At 64.4% G+C, this 24,871-nt stretch carries 19 protein-coding genes, 1 other RNA gene and 3 pseudogenes; 11 read left to right on the top strand and 12 right to left on the bottom strand.

Annotated features, from left to right (window positions below; all coding sequences use genetic code 11):
- The first annotated feature begins 92 nt into the window (after nucleotides 1-92).
- Nucleotides 93-711: pseudogene (locus NDY25_RS19180) on the top strand (DNA-3-methyladenine glycosylase).
- On the opposite strand, the gene NDY25_RS19175 reads toward NDY25_RS19180, so the two are convergent.
- Complete coding sequence (locus NDY25_RS19175; RefSeq protein WP_168957349.1) at nucleotides 651-5,123, bottom strand: DEAD/DEAH box helicase; 4,473 nt, start codon at nucleotides 5,121-5,123, stop codon at nucleotides 651-653. The pseudogene NDY25_RS19180 and the gene NDY25_RS19175 sit on opposite strands and share 61 nt — an antisense overlap.
- Nucleotides 5,124-5,553: 430 nt before the next feature.
- On the opposite strand from NDY25_RS19175, the gene NDY25_RS19170 reads away from it, so the two are divergent.
- Nucleotides 5,554-5,898, top strand: coding sequence for a DUF3301 domain-containing protein (locus NDY25_RS19170; RefSeq protein ID WP_074057315.1), 345 nt, complete (start codon nucleotides 5,554-5,556; stop codon nucleotides 5,896-5,898).
- Between the two features lie 250 nt (nucleotides 5,899-6,148).
- On the opposite strand, the gene NDY25_RS19165 is transcribed toward NDY25_RS19170, so the two are convergent.
- From NDY25_RS19165 to NDY25_RS19135, 7 genes and pseudogenes are all read right to left on the bottom strand, one after another.
- Nucleotides 6,149-6,592 (bottom strand): ClpXP protease specificity-enhancing factor, encoded by a 444-nt coding sequence (locus NDY25_RS19165; protein ID WP_168957348.1) that lies wholly within the window; start codon nucleotides 6,590-6,592, stop codon nucleotides 6,149-6,151.
- Between the two features lie 78 nt (nucleotides 6,593-6,670).
- Nucleotides 6,671-7,306, bottom strand: a complete 636-nt coding sequence (locus NDY25_RS19160; protein WP_006453247.1) for a glutathione S-transferase N-terminal domain-containing protein — start codon at nucleotides 7,304-7,306, stop codon at nucleotides 6,671-6,673.
- 725 nt (nucleotides 7,307-8,031) lie between these two features.
- A complete protein-coding gene (locus tag NDY25_RS19155) occupies nucleotides 8,032-8,790 on the bottom strand; it encodes a cytochrome c1 (protein ID WP_168957347.1) in 759 nt (252 codons plus the stop codon).
- Nucleotides 8,783-10,042 carry a cytochrome b gene (locus NDY25_RS19150; protein WP_006449543.1) on the bottom strand — a complete coding sequence of 420 codons (1,260 nt, stop codon included), beginning with the start codon at nucleotides 10,040-10,042 and terminating at the stop codon, nucleotides 8,783-8,785. Before NDY25_RS19150 ends, NDY25_RS19155 begins: the two co-directional genes overlap by 8 nt.
- Complete coding sequence (gene petA, locus NDY25_RS19145; protein WP_043907856.1) at nucleotides 10,042-10,686, bottom strand: ubiquinol-cytochrome c reductase iron-sulfur subunit; 645 nt, start codon at nucleotides 10,684-10,686, stop codon at nucleotides 10,042-10,044. The genes NDY25_RS19150 and petA overlap by 1 nt, the downstream gene beginning before the upstream one ends.
- A gap of 177 nt (nucleotides 10,687-10,863) precedes the next feature.
- Nucleotides 10,864-11,856, bottom strand: a complete 993-nt coding sequence (locus tag NDY25_RS19140; RefSeq protein ID WP_168957346.1) for a lytic transglycosylase domain-containing protein — start codon at nucleotides 11,854-11,856, stop codon at nucleotides 10,864-10,866.
- Nucleotides 11,857-11,923: 67 nt separating this feature from the next.
- Nucleotides 11,924-12,366 (bottom strand): annotated as a pseudogene (locus NDY25_RS19135) (helix-turn-helix transcriptional regulator); the annotation flags it as partial.
- 119 nt (nucleotides 12,367-12,485) lie between these two features.
- Here NDY25_RS19135 and NDY25_RS19130 point away from each other — a divergent pair.
- From NDY25_RS19130 to NDY25_RS19095, 8 genes and pseudogenes are all read left to right on the top strand, one after another.
- Nucleotides 12,486-13,100 carry a glutathione S-transferase family protein gene (locus NDY25_RS19130; protein ID WP_168957345.1) on the top strand — a complete coding sequence of 205 codons (615 nt, stop codon included), beginning with the start codon at nucleotides 12,486-12,488 and terminating at the stop codon, nucleotides 13,098-13,100.
- A gap of 69 nt (nucleotides 13,101-13,169) precedes the next feature.
- The gene (gene miaB / locus NDY25_RS19125; RefSeq protein ID WP_168957344.1) at nucleotides 13,170-14,639 is read left to right on the top strand and encodes a tRNA (N6-isopentenyl adenosine(37)-C2)-methylthiotransferase MiaB; all 1,470 of its coding nucleotides are present in this window, start codon (nucleotides 13,170-13,172) and stop codon (nucleotides 14,637-14,639) included.
- 531 nt (nucleotides 14,640-15,170) lie between these two features.
- A pseudogene (locus NDY25_RS19120) lies at nucleotides 15,171-16,124 on the top strand (PhoH family protein); the annotation flags it as partial.
- Between the two features lie 255 nt (nucleotides 16,125-16,379).
- Nucleotides 16,380-16,865 carry an rRNA maturation RNase YbeY gene (gene ybeY / locus NDY25_RS19115; protein ID WP_023904257.1) on the top strand — a complete coding sequence of 162 codons (486 nt, stop codon included), beginning with the start codon at nucleotides 16,380-16,382 and terminating at the stop codon, nucleotides 16,863-16,865.
- Nucleotides 16,865-17,383: a hypothetical protein gene (locus tag NDY25_RS19110; RefSeq protein WP_168957342.1), complete on the top strand. Its 519-nt coding sequence runs from the start codon at nucleotides 16,865-16,867 to the stop codon at nucleotides 17,381-17,383. The genes ybeY and NDY25_RS19110 overlap by 1 nt, the downstream gene beginning before the upstream one ends.
- A gap of 96 nt (nucleotides 17,384-17,479) precedes the next feature.
- Nucleotides 17,480-18,358 (top strand): CorC family transporter, encoded by an 879-nt coding sequence (locus NDY25_RS19105; protein ID WP_104550075.1) that lies wholly within the window; start codon nucleotides 17,480-17,482, stop codon nucleotides 18,356-18,358.
- A gap of 29 nt (nucleotides 18,359-18,387) precedes the next feature.
- Entirely contained in the window at nucleotides 18,388-19,614 is a 1,227-nt protein-coding gene (locus NDY25_RS19100; protein WP_425510791.1) for a lipoprotein N-acyltransferase Lnb domain-containing protein, read from the top strand.
- A 14-nt stretch (nucleotides 19,615-19,628) separates the two neighbouring features.
- The gene (locus NDY25_RS19095; RefSeq protein ID WP_006449555.1) at nucleotides 19,629-20,630 is read left to right on the top strand and encodes a magnesium and cobalt transport protein CorA; all 1,002 of its coding nucleotides are present in this window, start codon (nucleotides 19,629-19,631) and stop codon (nucleotides 20,628-20,630) included.
- Between the two features lie 201 nt (nucleotides 20,631-20,831).
- Here the strand turns inward: NDY25_RS19095 and NDY25_RS19090 are convergent, their stop codons facing one another.
- Nucleotides 20,832-22,223 carry an NAD-dependent succinate-semialdehyde dehydrogenase gene (locus NDY25_RS19090; RefSeq protein ID WP_180336510.1) on the bottom strand — a complete coding sequence of 464 codons (1,392 nt, stop codon included), beginning with the start codon at nucleotides 22,221-22,223 and terminating at the stop codon, nucleotides 20,832-20,834.
- Between the two features lie 279 nt (nucleotides 22,224-22,502).
- Here NDY25_RS19090 and NDY25_RS19085 point away from each other — a divergent pair, with 279 nt between their 5' ends.
- Nucleotides 22,503-22,898, top strand: a complete 396-nt coding sequence (locus tag NDY25_RS19085) for a hypothetical protein (protein WP_251757074.1) — start codon at nucleotides 22,503-22,505, stop codon at nucleotides 22,896-22,898.
- A 139-nt stretch (nucleotides 22,899-23,037) separates the two neighbouring features.
- Here NDY25_RS19085 and NDY25_RS19080 read toward each other — a convergent pair whose 3' ends face one another.
- The 3 genes from NDY25_RS19080 to NDY25_RS19070 form a co-directional block, all read right to left on the bottom strand.
- Nucleotides 23,038-23,886 (bottom strand): ABC transporter permease subunit, encoded by an 849-nt coding sequence (locus NDY25_RS19080; RefSeq protein ID WP_023904264.1) that lies wholly within the window; start codon nucleotides 23,884-23,886, stop codon nucleotides 23,038-23,040.
- Nucleotides 23,883-24,794, bottom strand: coding sequence for an ABC transporter permease subunit (locus NDY25_RS19075; protein WP_168957339.1), 912 nt, complete (start codon nucleotides 24,792-24,794; stop codon nucleotides 23,883-23,885). The genes NDY25_RS19080 and NDY25_RS19075 overlap by 4 nt, the downstream gene beginning before the upstream one ends.
- Nucleotides 24,786-24,861, bottom strand: a non-coding RNA gene (locus NDY25_RS19070) — sX9 sRNA. The genes NDY25_RS19075 and NDY25_RS19070 overlap by 9 nt, the downstream gene beginning before the upstream one ends.
- Nucleotides 24,862-24,871: the final 10 nt, after the last annotated feature.

Raw genomic sequence — 24,871 nt, 5'->3', positions numbered from 1 at the left:
CGGAAAAATCCTACCCGCGATTCGCGCGTTGTCCGGGACAGTCCTGAAGGACAACCGCAGCGACATCACGCCCGCGCCGCTAGGCTGCCTGCATGTCGCCTCGGCCACTCCCGCGCACGTTTTACGATCACGACGCACGCAGCGTCGCACCGCAATTGCTCAACAAGGTGTTGGTCAGTGCGGACGGACGACGCGGGCGCATTACCGAGGTCGAGGCGTATTGCGGCAGCGAAGATCCGGCAGCGCATTCGTTCCGCGGCATGACTCCACGCACGCAGGTGATGTTCGGTGCGCCCGGGCATCTGTATGTGTATCATCTACGGCATGCATTGGGCGATCAACGCGGTGTGCGGCGGCGCACCTGGCCATGCGGTGCTGATTCGCGCGCTCGAGCCGCTGGCCACGATCGCCTCCATGCAGGCTGCACGTAACGCTGCCCCGCTCAAGACCTTGACCACCGGCCCCGGTCGCCTGGCCCAGGCATTCGGCGTCACGGCTGCCGATAACGGGCTGGATCTGACCGACGCAAGCGCGCGGCTATGGATCGAAGACGATGGCCTGCCGCCACCATCGATTCCGCTGACGACGCCGCGCATCGGCATCCGCAAGGCGATGGATGCGCCGTGGCGCTGGGTGGTCCCCGATAGCTGCTATTTGTCGCGTCCGCTTCCGCGCGTGACCGGCGCGCGCGCGGTGCTGCCGGGCAACTGAGCCAGCCATTGCTCCATCGGCGTCTGCTCGGCAGCGCCTGGGCCACGTTGCAGCAAGCGCAGTGCCTGTTCGGCTTGCTCAGCGGTGAGCTCCTGCAGCGGCTGGAAGCGATCTGCCGCCCACACCGCCACCGGCAGGCCATCGAGATAAGCGATGCGATTGCCCGGCACGCGCGCGATGCGCTCGCCAGGTAGAAGACTGCCGAGCAGATTGCTCGGGTCGCTCGCACTCACGCACACCCACTGCCCTTGCAGCGGCTGTGCACGCACCCGGCGCAGCGCGGCAATCGCGTCCGGCAACGCGAATTGTTCGCCAGACAGGCCCTCGATGAAACGACCACCCCGGATCTCGCCGCGCGCTTCCAGCCGTTGATACATGCGCAGCAATTCGCGCCACGGCGGCAACCATGCGGCCTCACGTTCGAGCAACCGCCAACACACCACGCCATAACGACGCAGCAGCGTGCGCGCAACGTGTTCAAGGGTCTCCTGATGCCGCTCGCCAGCTTCGGCCAACGGTAATTCCGGCAGCGTGCGCACCGGCGCCCAGCGGCCGGCATCGCGAATGCCCAGCGCACTGGCGCGGCGACGGTGGCGCGACAACGCGCTCGGTCGCTTGGAGGCCGGTACCAGCAGCGCACGCAGCCCGGCATAACTGTCGCAATGCGCGCGGCCACGCATCACCAGCTCGCTCAACGCGTCTTCCAACTCGGTGCTCATCAAGCGGGCGGCATCGGCGATCTCATCGAAGAACAACGCGCCTTGCTGCTGCAACACCTCTGCCACGCGCTGCGCGCGCGAGCCCAGGGGTGCGTCATCGACACCGCGTGCCAGGCTGCTCCAGCGCTGCGCTTCGCGACGCGGCAGCAACACAATGGGCGTCGCGCGCAACGCGGCACCACTGCGGCCACCGCCGGGACGCAGCCGTGCCCACACGGTGCGCCCGGCCGTGCACAACTCGTCCAGCCACGCCGGTTGGTAGTCGCATACCCGCGCAGGTAGCAACTCGCTCTCCCACAGCAGCGCGGGGGCTTCGAAGCCTTCCAGCTGCCCGACAACACCGGCCAATGCATCCGGCCCGGCCACACGGCTGGCGCTGTCAAGGTGCTGCCACTCGAACAGAAAGCGCGCGTAATCGCGTTGCGACACCGGTTCGATCTCGCGGCGCAAGCGCCCCAGGGTGTAGCGATGGATGCGCGCCAACAGATGGCGTTCGCACCACTCCTCCGACTGCGCCTGGGCACTGAACTGCCCGGCCATGACATAGCCCTCGCGCTGCAATGCCGCCAGCGCGAGTACGATCTCGGCCTGCGGCAAATGCAGTGCGCCCGCCAATGCCGGCACCTGCGCCGGGCCGATCGCAGACAGGCGCCCGCGCAGCAGTTCGCGTACAGCCCAGTCGCGTTCCCACTCGGCGACACGGCAATCGGCCGGCGCCTGCAACGGCGGTTGTGGCGACGCATCTGGATACAGCGGCGTGAACCAGTCGATGCGCTCGGCGCTGATCCATAGCGGGGGCGCACCGTTCAACGCGATACAGCTGGCGCGGCCATCGGCAGCCAGCGCAGCCAACCAGGCCTGCCATTGCGCATCGGCGGCTTCGTCCACGGGCAATACGCCAAGCCCGACCAGCGCTTCGTGCATTTCTTCGGCATCGCGTGGCTGCGGCCAGGCTTCCTCGAGCACCGAGGCGATGGCATCGGGATCGAGCCGGCCCAGATCGTCGCTAGTCTGCGGCGTGTAGCGGCGGTTTTGCACCGCCTGAGTGCGGCGCTCTTCCAACGGCGCATCGTCCAGAAACGCGTACGGACGCGCGTTCAAGGCTTCGGCCGCCAGCGGCGATGGCGCGGCCAGGTCGCGCGCCACCACCGTGATTGCGCCGGATTCCAGCCCACGCAGCACCTGCAACCAGCCTTCGCTGTCCATGGCCTGATGCAGGCAGTCTTGCAGCGTCTGCGTCACCAACGGATGGTCCGGCACCTGCCGTTCGCCGACCAGATTCTCCGCGCAGGCGACCTGATCGGGGAACACGCTCGCTAACAGATCTTCGGACTTCATCCGTTGCAACTGCGGCGCCACCTTGTTGCCGCCAGTGAAGCGCGGCAACGCCATCGCATTGGTCGCATTCCAGCGCCAGCGCACGCCGAACAGCGGCGCATCCAGCACCGCCTGGATCAGCACATGCTCGGCCGATGACGAGTGCAGATAACGGGCAACCTCCTCCAATGCAAAGCTATGACTGGTGGAGAGCGACAGCACGATCGCATCTTCGGTTGCCGCGGCCTGCAATTCGAAATTGAAGGTGCGGCAAAACCGCTTGCGCAACGCCAGACCCCAGGCGCGATTGATGCGGCTGCCATACGGCGAGTGGATCACCAGCTGGGTGCCGCCGCTGGCATCGAAGAAGCGCTCCATCACCAGACATTGCTGGGTCGGCATGGTGCCCAGCGCCGCGCAGGCGTGCGCGAGATAGTCCACCAGTTGGCGCGCGGCTTCGGCGACCAGGCCCAACTCGCTGCAGAGCCAATCGCAGGCGGCTTGATGTGGCGCGGTGGCGCGTGGCGTGCTGTCGAGTAGCGTGCTGTCGAGTAGCGCGCCTTCGAACGGCGTGGCATCGAGGGGCATGCTGTCCAGCCGTGCGGCGATCTCGCCACGCAACCGCGACACCGCCGCCGACAATTCATCGCTGCGGCCCGGCGCTTCGCCCAGCCAGAACGGAATGTTCGGCGGCGCGCCCTTGGCATCTTCCACCCGCACGCGGCCCGCATCCACACGCAGGATGCGGTAGCTGGCATTACCGAGCTGAAACACATCGCCGGTCAGGCTTTCGACCGCGAAATCCTCGTTCACCGTGCCGATCTTTTCCGCCTGCGGCTCCAGCACCACGCTGTAGTCGCCGGTCTCGGGAATGGTGCCGCCGGAGGTCAGCGCGGTCATGCGCGCACCACGGCGTGCATGCAGGCGGCGGTGCACAGCATCGCGATGCAGATAACCCGCACGCGGCCCGAGCCGGGTACTGAAGCCATCGCACAGCATGCCCAGCACGCGATCGAACGTCTCCCGGCGCAGCTGAGCGAATGGCCACGCGCGGCGCACCAGCGCGAACAGCGCATCTTCATCCCAGTCCTCGCAGGCGGCCTCGGCCACGATTTGTTGTGCAAGCACATCGATCGGCGCGAGCGGAATCCGTAGCGCGTCCAGCTCGCCGCGGCGCACGCTATCGAGCAGCGCAGCGCATTCGACCAACTCGTCGCGGGTCTGCGGAAACAGCCGCGCCTTCGGCGTGCCACCAACCGCATGCCCGGCGCGTCCGGTGCGTTGCAGAAACGTGGCGATCGAACGTGGCGAGCCGAGCTGGCAGACCAGGTCGACATCGCCAATATCCAGCCCGAGTTCCAGCGATGCGGTGGCTACCAGCACGGTCAATTCGCCAGCCTTGAGGCGCTGCTCGGCCAGCAGGCGCGTCTCGCGCGACAGGCTGCCGTGATGTGCGGCCACGCGCTGTTTGCCGAGCAGATCGCCCAGATGCCGCGCGGCCCGCTCGGCCATGCGCCGGGTATTGACGAACACCAGCGTGGTGCGGTGTTGCTGCGCCAGCGCGGCTACCTCGGCGTATACCTGCAGCCACTGGTCGTTGGACATCACCACGCTCAGCGGCGTCGGCGGCAAGGCCAGCGCGAGGTCGCGCGTGCGGGTGTAGCCGATATCCACGATCTCGCACTGCGGTGGAGGTTGCCCGGCGTCGCCGACGCCGACCAGAAATTGCGCGACCGTTTCAATCGGCTTTTGCGTGGCAGACAGCCCGATGCGGGTGATCGGGCGCTCGGCCAATCGTTGCAGACGCTCCAGCGTCAGGCTCAGATGGCTACCGCGTTTGTCCGCCGCCACCGCATGGATTTCATCGACGATGACGGTGCGCACGTGCCGCAGCGCGTTGCGCCCGGAGGCCGAGCCCAGCAGCACATACAAGGACTCCGGCGTGGTCACCAGAATATGCGGCGGCACGCGCCGCAGTTTGGCCCGCTCACGCTGCGGTGTGTCGCCGGTACGTACCGCTGTGCGCACTGCCACATCCGGCAAACCGTCTGCGCGCAGGGCCGTGCGGATGCCTTGCAGCGGCGCGTCCAGATTGAGATGGATGTCGTTGGATAGCGCCTTCAGCGGCGACACGTAGACCACGCGGGTTTCGTCCGGCAATGCGCCGCCGTTGGCCAGACCATCGCGGATCAGCGCATCGATGGCGGCGAAGAAAGCGGTCAGCGTCTTGCCCGAACCGGTCGGCGCAGCCACCAGCGTGTGCCGCCCGGCCTGGATCGCCGGCCACGCGGCAATCTGCGCCGGCGTGGGCGCAGCAAAGGTCTGCGCGAACCATGCGGCCACGACAGGATGGAACTGCTGCAGAACAGGATGCATAGGCAATGCCCCGAACCGTCGCGCCAAGTTAGAGCGAGCGGTGCGCGGATTCAACTCGGCGGGAGTTCACTGGATGGGGGTGCGCGGTCGCTGACGCAAGCCAGCCACCGCGATGGCGGTGAATCGTTTAGTGCGGTGATCGATGCTGCTGCCTAGCGTTCAGACGAGTGTATTCAGCGCTCGCAGTCGACGTATCGCGGGTACATATCGGCCTATGCGCGCCTTTCGCGTCAAGCCGATGCACGTTCGCGACGTGTGCTCAGCCAATGCTGGGACAGCGAGGACGCTGCCATTGCCGGTGCAACGAGGACGCTAGCTGCGTGATCGTCGGATACTGGGCGATGCCGGATGTCCTGCTACCGGCCAACGCAACGCTGCGGCCCGGCATGACGATTGTCGATCGGGCGCATGCCGTGGCACATTGGCGCCCATGCCCAGCCTTATTCTCTTCATGATTGCCGGCGCCGCGCTATACGCGTTCTGGAACTCCTCGCGTGCGGCTGCCGAACGCGCCGATATCCTCGGCCGCAATGCCTGCCGCGCTGCCGATGTGCAGTGGCTGGACCAGAGCGTGCATTCCACCAACATCCGTATTTGCCGCAAACCCAATGGTTGGCTGGGCTTCGAGCGGACGTTTCGTTTCGAGTATTCGCATGACGGCGTGGACCGCCACAGTGGCCGTCTGGTGCTGCGCGGCGATCAGCTGATCGCCTTCACCGGCCCGCAAGTGGCCACGGTGACGCCGCTGAGCCCGGACCATCAGCGCTTGAATTGAGCGTGGCTTGACTGGTTTGCGCAGATCCGAATGCATCGTCTGCGCTTGAGCATGCGCCACCGAAGGCCCCGCTGCGCTGATGATGCATCGACAGCTCCGATGCTTCGATTGCAGCGTGCCTGCCCAGCAGCATGTCTGTTCGTCGCAGCACCGTTGTCCATCTGTGCCGCATGCGCACAGTGCGCATCAGTAACCGAAGCGCCTGCCACATATCGAACGCCGGACGCGCCATGCGCGTCCGGACGTCCACTTACTTGACCACACGCAAATGCGGGCGCTTGCCGGCACTTGGCGGCTCGTCCGGCGTAGGCGGGCTCGGTGGCGGCGGTGCACCGGGATCCGGCGGTTCGGTGCTGGTGCCCGGGATGTCGTCCGGCAAGGCCATGCCCTGCCCGGTCTCGCGTGCGTACACCGCCAGCACGGCGGCCATCGGCACCATCACCGGATAGCTGACGCCGCCGAAGCGCGCAGTGAAGCGCACGCTTTCGTTGTCGACCTGCAGCCCGACCACGGCGCGCTCGGCGATGTTCAACACGACGCGACCGTCCTTGACGGCACTGGCAGGCACCTGCACGCCAGGCAATCCTGCGTCCACCAGAACGTGCGGCGTCATGCCGTTGTCGTTGATCCATTCGACCAAGGCCCGCAACAGGTACGGGCGATGGCTGGTCATGCGGGGGAAATCTTCGCTCATGGCGTCATTTTACCCGCACACGACCCGCAGCGGCGGCGCTGCGATCGGACCTCGGTCTGTTGGCATACAGCCCTCGCATCAGCCCGGCATGTCGCGCAGTTTGCGTTCCTGATCGGTCAGGCTGCGGATGAAGCCGGGATTGCGGAAGATCCGGTTGCCGTAGTCCTCGATCGCCTTGCCGTCCTTGGGCAGGCCGATCTCCAATGCGTCCAGTCGCCAGATGATCGGCGCCATGGCGCAATCGGCCAGACTCATTTCCGGATTGAGGAAGAATTTGCTGGCCTTGAACAACGGCACCGATGCGGTGAGCAGTTCCTTCAGGCGCTTGCGGCCGGCCTCGGCCTGGGTCTTGTTGCCGAGCTGGATGGCTTGCACCTGCGGCACCCAGTCGTGCTCGATCCGCAGCATCGCCAGCCGCAGGCGCGCGCGCGACAGCGGATCGACCGGCATCAGCGGCGGATGCGGATAGCGCTCGTCCAGGTACTCGCTGACCACCGATGCGGCGTACAGCACCAGGTCGCGTTCGACCAGGGTGGGAACCGAGTGATAGGGATTGAGATCGATCAGATCTTCGGGAGGATTTTGTGGGTCGACCGGCACCAGGTCGTAGGTCACCCCTTTCGCCGCCAGGACCAAGCGGACCCGGTGGCACAACACGTCGTCGTTGGACGAAAACAAAGTCAAGGTATTTCGCATACGCACACTCGTCGCCATTCAAGGCTCTCCGACGACCGGAATCCGCCGGCCGCATCGGCGCAGCCGGCCCAACGCCGACCGTCACCACGGTCCTTCGAGTGTGCAATCACGTCACGCAAAAGCCAAGGGTGATAAGGCCTCAAAACACGAACAAGCCATGTTGTCTTGTTGAATGACGGGCGTGCCAGGCGATTACGCGTCATCAACAGGTGGGTTTGCGGCTGATCTGCGGGTTTGCTGCAGGGTCCTTGCCGGCCCACCACCGCGGGACACGCCGCAAGTACGTCCGTGTAGGCTCTTACGCGGCATCCATGCCGCGTAAGGTCCCGCGACGGTGGGCCGGCAAGGACCAGTGGAGATAGTCGGTGTGCATGTTTTCAATGAAGCAGCCGACTAACTTTCTGGTGCGGTGTCCTCGCCGATTGCGGGACCGTGTGGCGGCATGGATGCCGCCACCGAGCCTACATGGACGTACTTGCGGCGTGTCCCGCAAGCGGTGAGGGCATCGCGCCCTCGACCAACCGGCCAACACGGCCTGGGACCATCGAGATAGCGCCAACGGCGGCTGACAGAAATGATTGCGCGACAGCCGGACGTACGCGGCTGGTGCCGGGAATCGGCACGCACCACGCGTCCAGTCCGGTTCTTCCACAGCGCCCACATACGCTTGGCGATCGCCAAGTTGTGTTCGCTGCGTCGGGCGGCCGCGACATTGCACGGCCGCTGCCGCACTCACAGCGCGATCAATGCACGTCCTTCCAATACTCCTTCTTGAGCAGATAGGCGATGAAGGTCAGCAGGGCCAGAAACAGAATCACCCACACGCCCATGCTTTGCCGCTTCAGCGCCGCCGGCTCGCCCGCGTATTCCAGGAAGTTGGAGATATCGCGCACGGTCTGATCGAACTCGACTGGTGTCTGGCGTCCAGCTTGACCGAGCTTGAGCGCCCGCACCGGCTTGTCGCCGGTGGCCTTATCCGGCGGCCCGTACTGCGCCTGCTGCAGGCCTTGCAGTTCCCACAGCGGGTTGGGCATGGACGCGTTCGGGAACAACTGGTTGTTCCAGCCCAACGGACGGGTCTGATCCAGATAAAACGACTTGAGGTAGGTATAGACCCAATCGGTGCCGCGCACGCGGGCGATCAGGGTCAGATCCGGCGGCGCCTTGCCGAACCATTTGGTCGCTGCATCGTGCGGCATGGTGCCTTCGATGTGCTCGCCGATCTTGGCGCCGGTGAAGTTGAGGTTGGCCATGACCTCCGCTTCGCTCAAGCCCAGATCGCTGGCCATGCGCGAATAGCGCAGGTATTTCAGCGAATGGCAGCCCGAACAGTAGTTCATGAACAACTGCGCCCCACGTTGCAGCGAGGCACGATCGCTTAGATCGTTTCCGGTCTGCTGTACTGCGCCGCCTTCGGCCGCCATCGCGCCGCCGGCAACGACCAGAGCGCACAGCAGCGCAATCAAGCGTGACTTCCATGACTTCACGATGTGCTTAGTCATGCGTGGTCACCCGCTCCGGTACCGGTTTGGTCTTATCTATCCGCGTCCACACCGGCATGGTGATGAAGAAAGCGAAATACAGGAAGGTCAGCACCCGCCCGACATAGGTCTCGTGCGCGTCGGTACCCGGCCCGGAGCCGATTACGCCCAGCCATACGAAGCACACCACCAGCACGCCGAGCGCGACCTTGGAAATCCAGCCGCGGTAGCGGATTGAGCGGACCTTGGCGCGATCCAGCCACGGCACCAGAAACAGGATCGCGATCGCCGAGAACATCACCACCACGCCACCGAGCTTGTTGGGCACCACCCGCAACATCGCGTAATACGGCGTGTAGTACCAAACGGGTTTGATGTGCTCCGGGGTCACCAGCCGGTTGGCCTCGGTGAAGTTGTCGTGCTCCAGGAACAGACCGCCGAAGGCCGGCGCGAAGAAGATGATGAAGGCCGCAATCAGCAGCAGGAAGCCGACACCGACCAGATCCTTGACCGTGTAATACGGATGAAACGGGATACCGTCGGCAGGCTTGTGCGCATCCCAGCGATTGCCCTTGGGACCTTTCTTGATGTCGACGCCATCGGGATTGTTGGAGCCCACTTCGTGCAGCGCGCCCAGATGCAGCACGATCAGCAGCAACAGCACCAACGGCAACGCGATGACGTGCAAGGCAAAGAAGCGGTTGAGCGTGGCATCGCCGGGCAGATAGTCGCCCATGATCCATTCGGTCAAGCCATTGCCGATCACCGGAATGGCGCCGAACAAGGAGATGATCACCTTCGCGCCCCAGAACGACATCTGCCCCCAGGGCAGCACGTAGCCCATGAAGGCTTCGGCCATCAGCACCAGATAGATCAGCATGCCGAGGATCCAGACAAGCTCGCGCGGCTTCTGGTAGCTGCCGTACATCAGCCCGCGGAACATGTGCAGATACACCACGATGAAGAACAGCGAGGCGCCGGTGCTGTGCATGTAGCGGATCAGCCAGCCCCACTCCACGTCGCGCATGATGTATTCGATCGAAGCGAACGCATCGGCAGCGCTGGTCTTGTAGTGCATCGTCAGGAAGATGCCGGTGACGATCTGGTTGACCAGCACCACCATCGCCAGCGAGCCGAAGTAGTACCAGATGTTGAAGTTCTTCGGCGCGTAGTACTCGCTGACATGCTTGCGATAAACCGGCATCAGGCCGGGCGCGCGCTCGTTGACCCACTCGAACACGCCATTCGCGGTACGGACAAGAATATTGCTCATCAGGCAGCCCCCGTGCTTTTGGCCGACGTACCGGCGCCATCCGGATCGACGCCGATGACCAGCGTGTTGTCGTCCACGTAGTGGTGTGGGGGCACCAGCAGGTTGATCGGTGCCGGCACGCCGTCGAAGACGCGGCCGGACATGTCGAAGCGCGATTTATGACAAGGGCAGAAGTAGCCGCCCTTCCATTGCGGGTCGTAGGGCTCGGGCCGGATCTCGGCGACCATCTCGGGCGAACACCCCAGATGCGTGCACAGGCCCACCAATACCGAGATATCGGACTTGATCGAGCGGTACTCGGGGTTCTTCAGCACGTAGTCCGGCTGCTGGTCCTTGTTCTCGGACTTGGGGTCCTTGAGCCGGTCGTCCAGCGAGGGCAGTGCGTCGAGCATCGCCTTGGAGCGCTTGACGATCCAGATCGGCTGACCGCGCCACTCCAGAACCAGCCGTTGCCCTTCCTGCAAGGCGCTGATGTCGGCAGTCACCGGTGCGCCGGCCAACTTGGCGCGTGCACTGGGATTCCACGACTTCACGAACGGAACTGCAACAAATCCTGCTCCGACCGCACCGACCACGGAGGTTGTCGCGGTCAAAAACCGACGACGCCCGAGATCAGCAGGTGCGTTAACCCCATCGTTGGCCATCCGGCTCTCCGATCTTGATTAGGTAGCGTGAGGCTGCCAACGGCTGGCGGGGGGTCCAGCCGCGATGAATCGACCGCAGTGTAGCGGAACGCTTAATGCACAGACAATGCAATGTACGCAGTCGGAGCTGCGCTGTGCAAACGCTGCATGCAGATGCGTGTCGATAACGCACGCAGCTCAGTTGGCTGCCGTGGTCTGCCCGCGATAGCGACCGGCCAGCAGGCCGACGCGTTGTACATAGCGCTGGGTCTCGCTGTAAGGCGGCACGCCGCCATAGCGATCCACCGCGCCCTCGCCCGCGTTGTAGCCGGCAGCGGCAAGCGTGAGATCGCCGTTGAAGCGTTTCAACAACCAGGACAGATACTGCACGCCGCCGCGAATATTTTGCGATGCATCATAGGCATCGCTGACGCCGAAGCGGCGCGCGGTTCCGGGCATCAGCTGCATCAGCCCTTGCGCGCCGGCACGGCTGAGCGCCAGCGGGTTGTAGGCCGACTCGGCATGGATGATCGCGCGCACGATCGCTTCTTCGACCCCGAACTCACGCGCCGCCGCAGTGATTTCCTGCTGATAGGCATTGGTGTTGAGCCGGATCGCGCCGAAGTTGACGCCGGGCTTTGCGCCGCAGGCGTAGCAGGTCTCGATAAAGCTGTAATGGATGGTGCGCAGGCCTTCGATGCTGGCGACCTGACGCGGGCGGGCGCTGGTGTAGTGGCGCACGCCGTCCTTCATATAGGAATAGACCTGCCCGCTGACCACCCGACGCGGATTGACCGCCGTTGCGGCGGCAGGCGCCTGCACGATGGACGTCTCCGACCCCGGCAGCGCGCGCGGCACCACCGCTGAAGCGACCTCGGCAGCGCGACGCGGCGTTTGGCTGACCGGCTGGCTGATGATCGTGGCCGGCGCGCCGCTGTCGATATTGGCGATGCGGCGCGCAGGGCCGGCAATCGAGCCTGGCGTCGCGCGCACAGAAGACGGCGGTGTGCGGCGGGTAGAGCGATCCGGGGTATAGCTGCTGATGACGCTGCAGGCGGCGCCGCTCTGGCGCTTGCTCAAATAACTGGTGATGCCGTCGCCGCTGACGCACTTGTACAAGGTGCCGGCGCTGGCCGGCGCCGCCGACAACGTGACAAGTAACAGCCCCAGCACTCTTGACATCCCCTTCATGTGGCGGAGTGTCCCAGCTTGCCCTGGGCTTGCCAAGTGTCGGCAGGCGTTACCGGGGCAGCCGGTCCAGTTGCGCTCGCAACGCGTTCAGGGCCTGGGTCAGTGGTTCACGCACATCGGAAGGAGAGCTGGCCATGGCCGCATGCGCGGCGCTGGCGCGCTGGCCACTGCGTCGCGGCAACAGCGGATCGAGCTTGGCCAGCACCCGCGCCGCTGCCGCGTCCATGTCGCGGATCGTCGGCGCGGCCGCGCGCAAGGCGATCGCCACGGTGAGCGCTTCGTCTTCTTCGAACAACAGCGGCAAGGCGGCTGCGCCCTGCCCCAGCCGATAGCCGCCACCGGTTCCGGGCGCGGCCTGTATCGGGTAGCCGAGCTCGCGCAGGCGGTCGATATCGCGCCGCACGCTGCGCGGATGAATTTCCAGGCGCTCAGCCAGGGCCACGCCGGACCAGCTCCGGCCGCCTGCAGCAGAGAAAGCAGACGCAACAGGCGGGCAGCGGTCGAAGCCATCGCGTCACCGTATTGCGGAGAGAAAGTGTCCGCAATAGCTGCGTAGGATGACCTCATCGACTCCTGCTGCACGAACGCTTGCCGTTTGAACTCCTGCCGTACCGACCTAGGAACCCGCAATGCCCGACGACCGCCACATCACCCTGTTCCACAATCCCCGCTCGCGCTCGCGCGGCGTGCTGGTCTTGCTGGAAGAGCTCGGCGCCAGCTACAGCCTGCAGATCCTCGATCTGGAAAAAGGCGAACAGCTCGCGCCCGAGTACTTGACGATCAACGCGATGGGCAAGATCCCGGCGATCCGGCACGGCGACAGCGTGGTCACCGAACAGGGCGCGATCTATCAGTACCTGGCCGAGCTGTATCCGGAAGCCGGCCTGTCGCCGGCACCGGGCGATGCCGATCGCGGCGCCTATCTGCGCTGGCTGGCCTTCTACGGTTCGGCGTTCGAGCCGGCGATCATCGACCGCGCGATGAAGCGCGACGCCCCGCCGCGCGCGATCTCGCCGTACGCCGACTGCGACACGGTGCTGCAGGTGGTCGATGCGCAGCTGGCCAAGGGCGACTATCTGTTGGGCGATCGTTGCAGCGCGGCCGATGTGCTGTGGGGCGGCGCGCTTGGCTGGATGGTCGATTTCGGCCTGGTCGACCCGCCTGCCACCACCCGCGCCTACATCGCGCGTATGGCCGACCGGCCGGCATTCGGCCGCGCCGAGGCGATCAACGCCAGGCCCTGAGCATCCGGACGCAGCCGGCGCAAGCGGGTAAACTGCGCGGCTATCTTCTACCCGCCTGGAATAAGCGCCATGCCCGGGACATCCGTTTCCGATCTGTCCGCGGCCACCGCCGTGGACGCACCTGCCCTGTTGCCGCTGCCCGTGGCACGCCCGGCAGCGCCCGCCGTGGTGCGCGGCAAGCTGTACATCAAGACCCACGGGTGCCAGATGAACGAGTACGACTCGGCCAAGATGGCCGACGTACTCGCCGCCTCCGAAGGGCTGGAGTTGACCGACAACCCCGAAGACGCCGACGTGGTGCTGGTCAATACCTGCTCCATCCGCGAGAAGGCGCAGGAAAAGGTGTTCAGCCAGCTGGGCCGCTGGCGCTTGCTCAAGGAGAGCAGGCACAAGGCCGGCGGCACGCCGGTGATCATCGGTGTTGGCGGCTGCGTGGCCTCGCAGGAAGGTGAAGCCATCGTCAAGCGCGCGCCGTATGTGGATCTGGTGTTCGGCCCGCAGACCCTGCATCGCCTGCCCGAGCTGATCCGCGCGCGGCGCGAGTCGGGCAAGTCGCAGGTGGACATCAGCTTCCCGGAAATCGAGAAGTTCGATCGCCTGCCCGAGCCGCGCGCCGATGGCCCGTCGGCGTTCGTGTCGATCATGGAAGGCTGCTCCAAATACTGCTCGTTCTGCGTGGTGCCCTATACCCGCGGCGAAGAAGTGAGCCGGCCGTTCGAAGACGTGCTGGTGGAAGTGGCGCAACTGGCCGCGCAAGGCGTGCGCGAGATCAACCTGCTCGGCCAGAACGTCAACGCGTATCGCGGTGCATATGGCGCCGAAGCGGGAGACGCCGCGCAGTATGCGGATCTGGGCTTGCTGATTCGCACCATCGCGCAGATCGACGGCATCGGCCGCATCCGTTTCACTACGTCGCATCCCTTGGAATTTTCCGATTCGCTGGTGGATGCGTATCGCGACGTGCCGCAGTTGGCCAACTATCTGCACCTGCCGGTGCAGGCCGGCAGCGACCGGATTCTGTCGGCGATGAAGCGCGGCTACACCGCGCTGGAATTCAAATCCAAAATCCGCAAGCTGCGCGCGGTGCGCCCGGACATTTCGATCAGCTCGGACTTCATCGTCGGCTTCCCCGGCGAGACCGAAGCGGATTTCGAAAAGACCATGAAGTTGATCGAGGATGTCGGCTTCGATCAGAGCTTTTCCTTCATCTATTCGCGTCGTCCTGGAACGCCGGCCTCGGATCTGCAGGACGACACGCCCGACGCCGTCAAACAGGCGCGTCTGGCACGCCTGCAGGCGCAGATCAATGCGCATGCCACCAGTATTTCGCAGTCCATGGTCGGTAGCGTGCAGCGGGTGTTGGTGGAAGGCCCCTCGCGGCGCGATCCGAATGAGTTGACCGGCAAGAGCGAGAACATGCGCCCGGTGAATTTCCCCGGTAATGCGCGCTTGATCGGGCAATTTGTCGATGTGCTGATCACCGAGGCGATGAGCAATTCGCTGCGTGGTCGCATCCACCTGGATGAAAGCGCACGCTGATGCAGCGCAGGCGCCGGATTGCTCGGCGCCATGTTGAAGGCATCGCGTGCATCACGCGCTGCCGGCGATCCATACAACCTGCGCCAGTCGCGTACTGGTGGCTCACCTGAGCTGTCTCTTTGCAGTCGCAGACAACGACAAGCATCGACATGATCCATCGCGTCGCTCGCTGCGCGCACTGGTGGCGAAAAATTCGCCACCCATCCACAACGCCTTGCTACGCAAGGCCTGGCCACACTTACCCACAGGCTTTACCGAATTCGATCCACATCGGTTGTGGACAAGCGCGTGCGCACTGGTGATTTTTTCGCCACCATCCTGCCAGGCCTTACGCCAGTAAGCGTCACCAATTCTATCCACAGGTTGTGGATGCGTGACTCCACAGCGCTTGTGGAGAACTCGAACGCGCCGGCGGGCACGCGCATGGCCACGCCGCCGTGCCGCCGGGCGTGTTGGTGGGATCACACGCTGCGCGCTACCCTTTTCGTCCCGCCCTACCGACGCCGCACGCATGCGCTGTCCGAGCCGACCATGAACTCACCTGTACACCGCGACTTCACCCTGGAACCCGACGACACCGAGCGCCTGGCCAATCTGGCTGGCCCGTTCGACGCGCACTTGCGCCAGATCGAACTCAAGCTCGGCGTGGAGATCGCCAACCGCGGCAACATCTTCCGTGTCACCGGCCCGGAGCCGGCCATCACCGCCGCGCAGACGCTGCTGATCGCGCTGTACGAAGAGGCCGCCTCCACCGTTTTCGACAACCACGCGATCCATCTGCGCCTGAACGATGCCAACGTCGAACACGTGGTCGAGCGTTCCTACGAAGCCCAGGACGTGGCGATCAAGGTCAAGCGCGGCACTGTGCGTGGACGCGGCGCCAATCAGGCCAAGTACCTGCATGCGATCGCCACCCACGACATCAACTTCGGCATCGGCCCGGCCGGTACCGGCAAGACCTTCCTGGCGGTCGCCTGCGCTGTGGAAGCGCTCAACGAATCGCGCGTGCAGCGCTTGATACTGGTGCGCCCAGCGGTGGAAGCCGGCGAAAAACTGGGCTTTCTACCGGGCGATCTGAGCCAGAAGGTAGACCCGTATCTGCGCCCGCTGTACGACGCGCTATACGAAATGCTGGGCGTGGAAAAAGTGGTCAAGCTGCTCGAGCGCAACGTCATCGAGATCGCGCCGCTGGCGTATATGCGCGGCCGCACGCTCAACGATGCCTACGTGATTCTCGACGAAGCGCAGAACACCACCATCGAGCAGATGAAGATGTTCCTGACCCGTCTGGGCTTCGGCTCCACGGCAGTGATCACCGGCGACCTGACCCAGATCGACCTGCCCAAACACGTCAAATCCGGCCTGCGCGACGCGGTGGAAGTGCTGCGCGATGTGGACGGCGCCAGCTTCACCTTTTTCGAAGCACGCGACGTGGTGCGCCACCCGCTGGTGCAGCGCATTGTCACTGCCTATGAACGCCGCGATCAGCAGGACGCTGCCAACCGAGCGAGACGGAGTGATGCAGCACCGTGCCGGCCCTGTGCCGGCAGGCAGGTCGTTCGCGGGGGCCGCAGACCGCGACAATCCGGCGTCGTTTCAACCGTGAATGTCCGGGATTACAATCGTGGCTGCAGCCGTGGCCCGCTCGCTCGTGCGAGTGACGGCGTTGCCGGTGGGCCCGCAGTGAAGTCGCCGATCACCTGCTCCCACTGAATCCCTCTTGCCCAGGAAACTCTCGCCATGACCCGTGGACCTGTCCGTCTCGACGTCGCTGTCAGTTACGCGCTGCCGCGCGCCGGTTTGCCCTCGGCGGTGAGTTTTCGCAAGTGGGTGGCTGCCGCGCTGAAGGGACGCATCCGCGAGGCCGATCTGGCGGTGCGCATTGTCGATGAGAAGGAAGGCTGCTCGCTCAACCATCATTACCGCGGCAAGGATTACGCCACCAATGTGCTGAGCTTCCCGGCCGAGTTGCCCGAAGGCCTGCCCAAGGGCGTCAAGATGCCGCTGCTGGGCGATCTGGTGATCTGCGCGCCGGTGGTGGCACGCGAGGCGGCCGAACAAGGCAAATCGCTGGCCTCGCATTACGCGCATCTGACCGTGCATGGCACCTTGCATCTGCTCGGCTGGGACCACGAAGACGACAAGGAGGCCGATGCGATGGAACAACTCGAACGCGAGATCCTGGCCGATCTCGGCATCGACGACCCGTACGCGGGGGAACTTTGATGCGTGCCAGCGTCGCAGCTGTTTTGCTGTTGCTGACCTCCTCCACCGCCTGGGCCCAGGCCGCGCCGGTGCGGCCCGACCTGTCCGCGTTGATCGAATGCCGCCAACGTATCGGCGACTTCAACGCGTTGGCGCCGGTACTGGCCGACCCGCTCAAAGCGGTCGCGCTGGGCTGGACGCCGCTGGAGCAGGCCAACCTGTTCATGACCGAATACACGCTCAACACGCCGATCAGCGTGTTCGGCCACAGCACCACCCACATCGCGTTTTCCGGCGCCAGCATCATGGCGTTGCTGGACCTGCCCGACCCACGCCCGCTGGCCAAACAGTTGAACCTGGAACTGGGTGTGGATAACGCCGACAAGATCATGTACGGCCGCGAGCTGGTCAGCGAAGACACCACCAATCCGAAGACCGGCGAGGCGATGATCGAATCGGTGGTGCTCAGCGTCTCCAACGTGAAATCGCACCCCGGCAAGACCGTGGTCGGCTGCGGTTACAGCCTGGATCTACCCTGACAGCGGGCGCCCCTGCGCCCTGTCCACAGCGCCTTAGCGGCTTCCTGTTAGACTGACCGCTATCGCCTGGTTTGCCGGGTGCCGTCCCCCGTCACGATGTCCGAAGACGACAGTAGCCAATCCCAAGAAACACCCGAAAAACGCCGTAGCTGGCTCGAGCGCCTGAGCGCTGCCTTCTCTGGCGAACCCCACACCCGCGACGAACTGGTCGCGCTGCTGCGGACCGCCGAGCAAGACGGTCTCATCGCCGCAGACACCTTACGCATGATGGAAGGCGCGATCTCCGTGTCCGAGCTCACCGTGGGCGACGTGATGATTTCGCGCTCGCAAATGGTCTCGCTCCCCGTAGAGGCGCGCTTTCTCGACCTGATGCAGCAAGTGGTCGAATCCGGCCATTCGCGCTTCCCGGTGCACGGCGAGAACAAGGACGAAGTGCTCGGCATCCTGCTGGCCAAGGATTTGTTGCGCGGCGTGGTCGCCGACAACGGCCCTGGCAACGTACGCGAGCTGCTACGCCCGGCGGTGCTGATCCCGGAGTCGAAGAAGCTCAACGTGCTGCTCAAGGAATTCCGCCTGTCGCGCAACCACATGGCGATCGTGGTGGACGAGTACGGCGGCGTCGCCGGGCTGGTCACCATCGAAGACGTGCTGGAGCAGATCGTCGGCCAGATCGACGACGAGCACGACGATGCCGAAGAAGAGAATTCGCTGATCGCGATCCAGGCCGACGGCCGTTACGTGGTCGATGCGCTGACGCCAATCGAAGACTTCAACGAACGCTTCGGCGCCGACTTTCCCGACGACGAGTACGACACCGTCGGTGGCCTGGTCACCGATGCAATCGGGCATCTGCCGGAAACCGGTGAAGAGCTGACCCTGGGGCGCTTTGCATTCCGCGTGGCCAAAGCCGATGCGCGGCGCGTGCACGCCTTCCACGTCACCATATTGCCGCCCGACCCGCAGGACGACGCTTGAACCCGTTGCATGGCATTTCCGCTGCAGCGTTGAGCCGCGGCAGCGTTCGGCGATGGGCTGCGTTCTGCATCCTGGCGTTGTTGGCGTTGCTGATCGCACCGGTGGCAGTCGCTCAGGCGCCAGTCGAAACGACCGGGCCGGCACCGCGCGTTGGCGTGGTCACCATGCAGCCCGGCGAAGTGTTTTTCGAACGCTTCGGCCACGATGCCATCGTGGTCGTGGACCCGATCACGCAGCAGGCCACCTCGTACAACTTCGGCTTTTTCGACCCGAGCGAGCCGGACTTCGTGCCGCGCTTTACCCGCGGCGAGATGATGTATTACCTGGTGGCATTGCCGCTGGAGGAAGATCTGTCGCAGTACCGTAACGTCGGCCGCGGGGTCAGCATCCAGTGGCTGGATCTGCCGCCCGAACAGGCGCGCGCACTGGCCGACGGGCTGGCCGTGCGCAGCCAGCCCGAAAACGCGCGCTATCACTACGATTATTTCGTGGCCAACTGCGCCACGATGGTCCGCGACACGCTGGATAGAGCGATGGGCGGCGCGCTGAAATCGCAGCTGGCCGGTCGTTCGCGCGGCAACACCTTCCGCAGCGAAGCGGTGCGGCTGGCTTCCCCTGCCCCGTGGATGTGGCTGGGTTTCGACCTGGGCCTGGGGCCGTACGCAGATCGCCCGCTATCGCGCTGGGAAGAAGCCTTCGTACCGATGCGCCTTGCCGACAGCCTGACCCAGGTGCACAACAGCGCCGGCCGCCCGTTGGTGCAATCCACCCAGGTCTTGCTGCCGCATCGCATCGCACCGGAGCCGGACGAACAGCAACAGCATTGGTGGCCGTGGCTGCTGACCGGGCTGATCGTCGCTGCCGGCGTGTTGGCGCTGGGCCGCCGACAACGCCTGTTGGCCGCACTTGCGCTGCCGTACTGGCTGCTGTGCGCGATCGGCGGCGGCCTGCTGGTGTATCTGTGGGGCTTCACGGCGCATCAATCGGCCTGGGCCAACCGCAACCTGTTATTGGTCAACCCGCTGTGCGCGCTGTTGCTGATCGGCGGCATCGCAGTGCTGCGCGGGCGCCGGCCCGGACGCTGGTTCGATGTGCTGCGCTGGGTGGTTGCCGCCGCCGCATTGGTGGCCCTGCTGATTCATTGGTTGTCGTTCCAGGCGCAGGACAATCTGCAATGGGTACTGCTGCTGTTGCCGATCCACGCAGCGCTCGCGATCGCCTTGCGGCGGCGTGACTTGTCCATCCGCACGCGCTGATCCAGGATGCGCCCATGAACCATCACGGCCGCCATCCGGACAACCCGTCCTGCGTCATCACCTGCGCGTATTACGACGGCGATGCCGAACGCCACGACATCAGCTTGGAGCAGATCAGCGACGTGCTGCAGCGCCCGGATGGCTTTGTCTGGGTCGGTCTGTACGAGCCGCAGGAATCGGTGCTGCACAAGCTGCAGGACGAGTTCGGCCTGCACGATCTGGCCATCGAAGATGCGCTCAAGGCGCACCAACGGCCCAAGGCCGAGAGCTACGGCAATTCGCTGTTCGTCGTGGTCAATACTGCCCAGCTGGTCAACGAGCGCATCCGCTATGGCGAGACGCACGCGTTTCTCGGCACACGCTTCTTGTTGACCGTTCGGCATGGTGCCTCGCTGTCGTATACGCCGGTGCGGCACCGGGTCGAACGCGAACCGGCGATGCTGCGCATGGGCGCCTCGTTCTGCCTGTACGGCGTGCTCGACTTCGTGGTCGACAATTATCTGCCGATCATGGATGAGTTCCGCGACACGCTGGAAGGCCTGGAAAAAGACATCTTCGCCGACAACTACAAGCGCGAGACCGTGGTGCGCCTGTACGAACTCAAGCGCGAACTCAACAAGATGCGGCTGGTGGTGGCGCCGCTGCAGGACGTGCTCTCGCACCTGAAGCGCAACCCGGGCTCGCTGATCCACGAAGAAGTCGGCATCTACCTGCGCGACGTGCTCGATCACGCCGTGCGCATCAACGACGCCATCGACACCTTGCGCGAAATGCTGGGCACCGCGCTGAGCGTGAACCTGTCGATGGTGACCCTGGCCCAGGGCGAGACGGTCAAACGCTTAGGCGCATGGGCCGCATTGCTGGCCGCCCCTACGCTGATCACCAGTTGGTACGGCATGAACTTCACCCACATGCCCGAGCTGGACAAACGCTACGCGTACCCGCTGCTGGTAGCCGGTGTAGTTGGCTCGTGCCTGGTGCTTTATCGCCTGTTCAAGCGCGCGCGGTGGCTGTGAGGCCGCTTTGCGGCCGGGATTGGGGAGTTGGGATTCGGGATTGGTTAGAGCCGCATCGTTGACCGCGTGTAACCCGTACCCTCATCCGCCCTTCGGGCACCTTCTCCCGACGGGAGAAGGGAAGTGCATCGCTTGTACAAATCCTGATTGTGCGATCCGGGATTGTGCGAATCCCCAATCCCGACTCACCAATCCCAGCAATCAAGCCACATAGATCGTCTTGATATTCATGAACTCATGAATGCCATGCTCGGCAAGCTCGCGCCCGAAACCGGAGCGCTTGATCCCACCGAATGGCAAACGCACATCACTCTTGACCACCGAATTGACGAACGCCGCACCGCATTGCAACTGCTGCGCCACGCGCTCGCCACGTTTGGCATCTGCCGTCCACACGCTGCCGCCCAGTCCGAAGGTGGTGTCGTTGGCCACACGCACCGCTTCTGCTTCGTCGGCCACGCGGATCACCGAGGCGACCGGGCCGAACAACTCTTCCTCGTAAGCCGGCATGCCCGGGGCAACACGGTCGAGAATGGTGGCGGGATAGCCTGCATGCGAGCCAGCCACAGGCTCGCCACCGAGCAGCACCTTTGCGCCCTTCTCCACGCTGGCCTGCACCTGCTTGTGTAACTCGTCGCGCAGGTCGGCGCGTGCCATCGGCGCGAGCGTGGTGGTTTCCTGCTGCGGGTCGCCGAGCACGCGCTTGGACGCGGCAGCGACAAAGCGTTCGATGAACTGATCGGCAATCGCATCCACCACGATGAAGCGCTTGGCGGCGATGCAGGTCTGCCCGCTGTTGTCGAAACGCGACTGCACGGCAGACGTGACGGTGTGCTCCAGATCGGCGTCTTCCAGCACCACGAAGGCATCGCTGCCGCCGAGTTCCATCACGCACTTCTTCAACTGGTCGCCCGCGTTTGCGGCCAGCGACCGGCCCGCACGCTCGCTGCCGGTGAGCGTCACTGCGGCGATGCGATCGTCGCGCAACACGTCAGCCGCCTGGTCGTTGTCGATATGCAGCACATCGAACACGCCCGGCGGAATACCAGCAGCATCGAGCACTTCTTTCATCGCATCGGCGCAACGCGGCACATTGCTGGCGTGCTTGAGCAACGCGACGTTGCCGGCCATCAGGCCCGGTGCGAGAAAGCGAAACGCCTGCCACAACGGGAAATTCCATGGCATCACCGCAAAGACGCAGCCCAACGGCTCGTAACGTACGTAGCTGGATTGCGCTTCGGTCGGAATGTCGCGCGGTGCCAGATACTCGGCCGCGTGATCTGCGTAGTACGCGCAACCCTGCGCGCACTTGTCGACCTCGGCCAGCGCTTCATGGCGCAACTTGCCCATCTCGGCAGTCATGATGCGCTGCAGATCGTCGCGCCGTTTGCTCAGCTCTTCACCGACGCGGCGCAGCAAGGCGCCACGCTCTGCCAACGGCAGCGCCGCCCAGGTGGGAAACGCCTTGGCGGCAGCGGCCAGACGCGCTTCGATGGCGGCGGCATCCAGGGTTTGCTGAGTGTGCTCGACCTGGCCATTGGCCGGGTTGACGGTGTCGTAGGACATGACGGTCTCCTGTAGCAAGGCGGCCATGCTAGTCGCCTGGAAGTTGCAGCCGCGTCACAACCATCTGAAATCGCTGCAACGCTGTGTTTGCCGGCACCGCGACGGAATGCCGCAGCGCGATCACTTGGCGCTTGCGACGACCAACGTGACCGCCCGGAAGCGCCTGCCCGAAACAGACTGCCGCCAGTGGCCCAACTTCACTTTGCGCAATGGCATGACAGGGCCAGAAATGCTCTAGCATTCCGGCTCTGATCAGAATCGATATCTCACGGAAGAACCTCGATGCGTTTGTTCTTTTGCACTGCGTTGGCGATCGTCGTAAGCGCATCCCTGCCCGGTTGCGCGTTCATCCAGGACGTGATGCGCGGGCCACGCCCCAGCGCGAACGGATTCGTGACCGTGACTTGCACCAACAACCTGCCCAACCCTGCCCAGCCATGCGAGGAGGAGGCACTGCGGGCCTGCTCGGACACTGCCATCCGCCAGTTCGTGACCGCCAGTTCCTTGCCGAACATGGTCACGATCTATCCGAGCAAGCAGGAACGCAAAGACAATAAGCGCGATGGCAAAAGCAACCGCGATGATCGGCCCGCCGAGCAGCCCAGAACCGAGCAGCAGGGCTACAAGATCAGCGCCGAGTACCAGTGCTTTTTGACCAAACCGCAGCCATGGGATAGCGGCTACACGCCTCCAGCCAAGTAAGCGCGGCCAACGAAACAACAGCGCAACAGCAAGGCTGACGCCCGTCACCCACATGTACCCTGCGTGCACCGCAGTTCCGAGCGGTGCAGTCCACGTCGATGTAAGCGCTGCCTGCTACCGCTCCAATATCGGCACGCGCTCAGAGAGCGGATTGCAAAGCCAATTGCGCATCGCGCTGGCGACGTTTTTCGCTGCGTGCCAACAGCCACCAACCGATCACCGCGGCGATCGACACCGCCAACACCATCACCGTCGCGAGCGCATTGATCTTGGGGCTGATGCCCAGCCGCACCGAGGCGAATACCTTGATCGGCAGCGTGGTGGAATTGGGGCCGGCCAGAAAACTGGCGATCACCACATCGTCCAGCGATAGCGTAAAGGCGAGCAGCCAGCCCGAGGCCAATGCGGGCGCGATGATCGGCAAGGTGATCAGGAAGAACACCTTCAGCGGTGTCGCACCGAGATCCATCGCGGCTTCTTCCAGCGAACGATCCAGCTCCTGCAGCCGCGAGGAAATCACCACCGTGACGAACGAGACGGTAAAGGTGACATGCGCCACCCAGATCGCGACCGCCCCGCGCGGCGCGATACCGAGCACCCCGCCCATCGACACCAGCAACAGCAGGATCGACAGGCCGATGATCACTTCCGGCATCACCAAGGGCGCAGTGATCAAGGCACCGAACAAGGTTTTGCCGGGAAAACGCCGCATGCGCACCATCGCCATCGCGGCCATGGTGCCCAGCACTGTCGATGCACACGCGGTCCAGAATGCCACTTCCAGGCTGACCCAGGCCGCGTCCAGCAACTGCCGGTCGCGCAGCAATTCGCCATACCAGCGCGTGGAAAAACCGCCCCACACGGTGGCCAGGCGCGAGGCGTTGAACGAGTACACCATCAGCAACAGGATGGGCAGATACAAAAAGCCGAAACCCAGCGCGAGCACGCTGCCGCCAAGCACGCGTCCGCTGCGAGAGGCGCGCATCATGTGAGCCGCCCTTCCAGCTCGCGCTGTTGATAACGGTGGAAAATCACGATCGGCACCAGCAGCAGCAACAACATCACCGTGGCCACCGCAGCGGCCACTGGCCAGTCGCGATTGTTGAAGAACTCGCCCCACAGCACGCGGCCGATCATCAAGGTGTTGGGGCCGCCCAGCATTTCCGGAATGACGAATTCGCCCACTGCCGGAATCATCACCAGCATGCAGCCGGCCACGATGCCGTTGCGCGAGAGCGGCAAGGTGATGCGCACAAACGCCTGCCACGGCCGCGCGCCCAGATCGTAGGCCGCCTCAAGCAAACGCTGATCGTGCTTGACCAGATTGGCGTACAGCGGCAATACCATAAAGGGCAGATAGCAGTAGACGATGCCGATATAGGCGGCGATCGGGGTGTACAGCAGGTGCAACGGCTGCCGGATCACGCCCAGTGCCAGCAGCGCCTGATTGAGCAATCCGTTGCTGTCGAGGATACCGATCCAGGCGTACACGCGGATCAGGAACGAGGTCCACGACGGCAGCACCACCAGCATCATCGCCACGTTGCGCGTGGCCAGCGGCAGGCGCGCGATCACGTAGGCCATCGGGTAGCCGATCAGCAACGCAAGCGCAGTGGAGATCGCTGCGATCTTGATCGAACTCGCATACGCCGCCACGTACTGGCTGTCGCGCAACAAGGCCAGATAGTTGCCCAGATGCAGCTTGATACTCACCGCGCCATCGGCAGCCACGGCGAACAGCGGCGTGTACGGCGGCATTGCGGTGGCGTGCTCGGCGAAGGAGATCTTCAGCACGATCAGGAACGGAATCGCGAAGAACAGCAGCAGCCACAGATACGGTGCGGCGATCACGCCCCAGCGTGCGCCCGGCAGTGCATGGCGAAGAGTGGCTAGCAAAACGTAGCGAGCAGTCGCCAGGGGGGCGCGGACGGCGCGGAGGGACCGCAGTGTACGAGTGGTACATGAGGATTCCG

The sequence above is a fragment of the Xanthomonas hortorum pv. pelargonii genome, assembly GCF_024499015.1.
In the GTDB taxonomy this organism is placed as follows: domain Bacteria; phylum Pseudomonadota; class Gammaproteobacteria; order Xanthomonadales; family Xanthomonadaceae; genus Xanthomonas; species Xanthomonas hortorum_B.
The sequence above is the reverse complement of the archived record's forward strand: the minus strand, read 5'-3'. Positions and strand labels throughout refer to the sequence as shown.

Bases quoted from the DNA above. Each gene is read 5' to 3' on its own strand.
- NDY25_RS19175 (WP_168957349.1), bottom strand. From the start codon at position 5,123: ATGCATCCTGTTCTGCAGCAGTTCCATCCTGTCGTGGCCGCATGGTTC.
- NDY25_RS19170 (WP_074057315.1), top strand. From the start codon at position 5,554: ATGCCCAGCCTTATTCTCTTCATGATTGCCGGCGCCGCGCTATACGCG.
- NDY25_RS19165 (WP_168957348.1), bottom strand. From the start codon at position 6,592: ATGAGCGAAGATTTCCCCCGCATGACCAGCCATCGCCCGTACCTGTTG.
- NDY25_RS19160 (WP_006453247.1), bottom strand. From the start codon at position 7,306: ATGGCGACGAGTGTGCGTATGCGAAATACCTTGACTTTGTTTTCGTCC.
- NDY25_RS19155 (WP_168957347.1), bottom strand. From the start codon at position 8,790: ATGACTAAGCACATCGTGAAGTCATGGAAGTCACGCTTGATTGCGCTG.
- NDY25_RS19150 (WP_006449543.1), bottom strand. From the start codon at position 10,042: ATGAGCAATATTCTTGTCCGTACCGCGAATGGCGTGTTCGAGTGGGTC.
- petA (WP_043907856.1), bottom strand. From the start codon at position 10,686: ATGGCCAACGATGGGGTTAACGCACCTGCTGATCTCGGGCGTCGTCGG.
- NDY25_RS19140 (WP_168957346.1), bottom strand. From the start codon at position 11,856: ATGAAGGGGATGTCAAGAGTGCTGGGGCTGTTACTTGTCACGTTGTCG.
- NDY25_RS19130 (WP_168957345.1), top strand. From the start codon at position 12,486: ATGCCCGACGACCGCCACATCACCCTGTTCCACAATCCCCGCTCGCGC.
- miaB (WP_168957344.1), top strand. From the start codon at position 13,170: ATGCCCGGGACATCCGTTTCCGATCTGTCCGCGGCCACCGCCGTGGAC.
- ybeY (WP_023904257.1), top strand. From the start codon at position 16,380: ATGACCCGTGGACCTGTCCGTCTCGACGTCGCTGTCAGTTACGCGCTG.
- NDY25_RS19110 (WP_168957342.1), top strand. From the start codon at position 16,865: ATGCGTGCCAGCGTCGCAGCTGTTTTGCTGTTGCTGACCTCCTCCACC.
- NDY25_RS19105 (WP_104550075.1), top strand. From the start codon at position 17,480: ATGTCCGAAGACGACAGTAGCCAATCCCAAGAAACACCCGAAAAACGC.
- NDY25_RS19095 (WP_006449555.1), top strand. From the start codon at position 19,629: ATGAACCATCACGGCCGCCATCCGGACAACCCGTCCTGCGTCATCACC.
- NDY25_RS19090 (WP_180336510.1), bottom strand. From the start codon at position 22,223: ATGGCCGCCTTGCTACAGGAGACCGTCATGTCCTACGACACCGTCAAC.
- NDY25_RS19080 (WP_023904264.1), bottom strand. From the start codon at position 23,886: ATGATGCGCGCCTCTCGCAGCGGACGCGTGCTTGGCGGCAGCGTGCTC.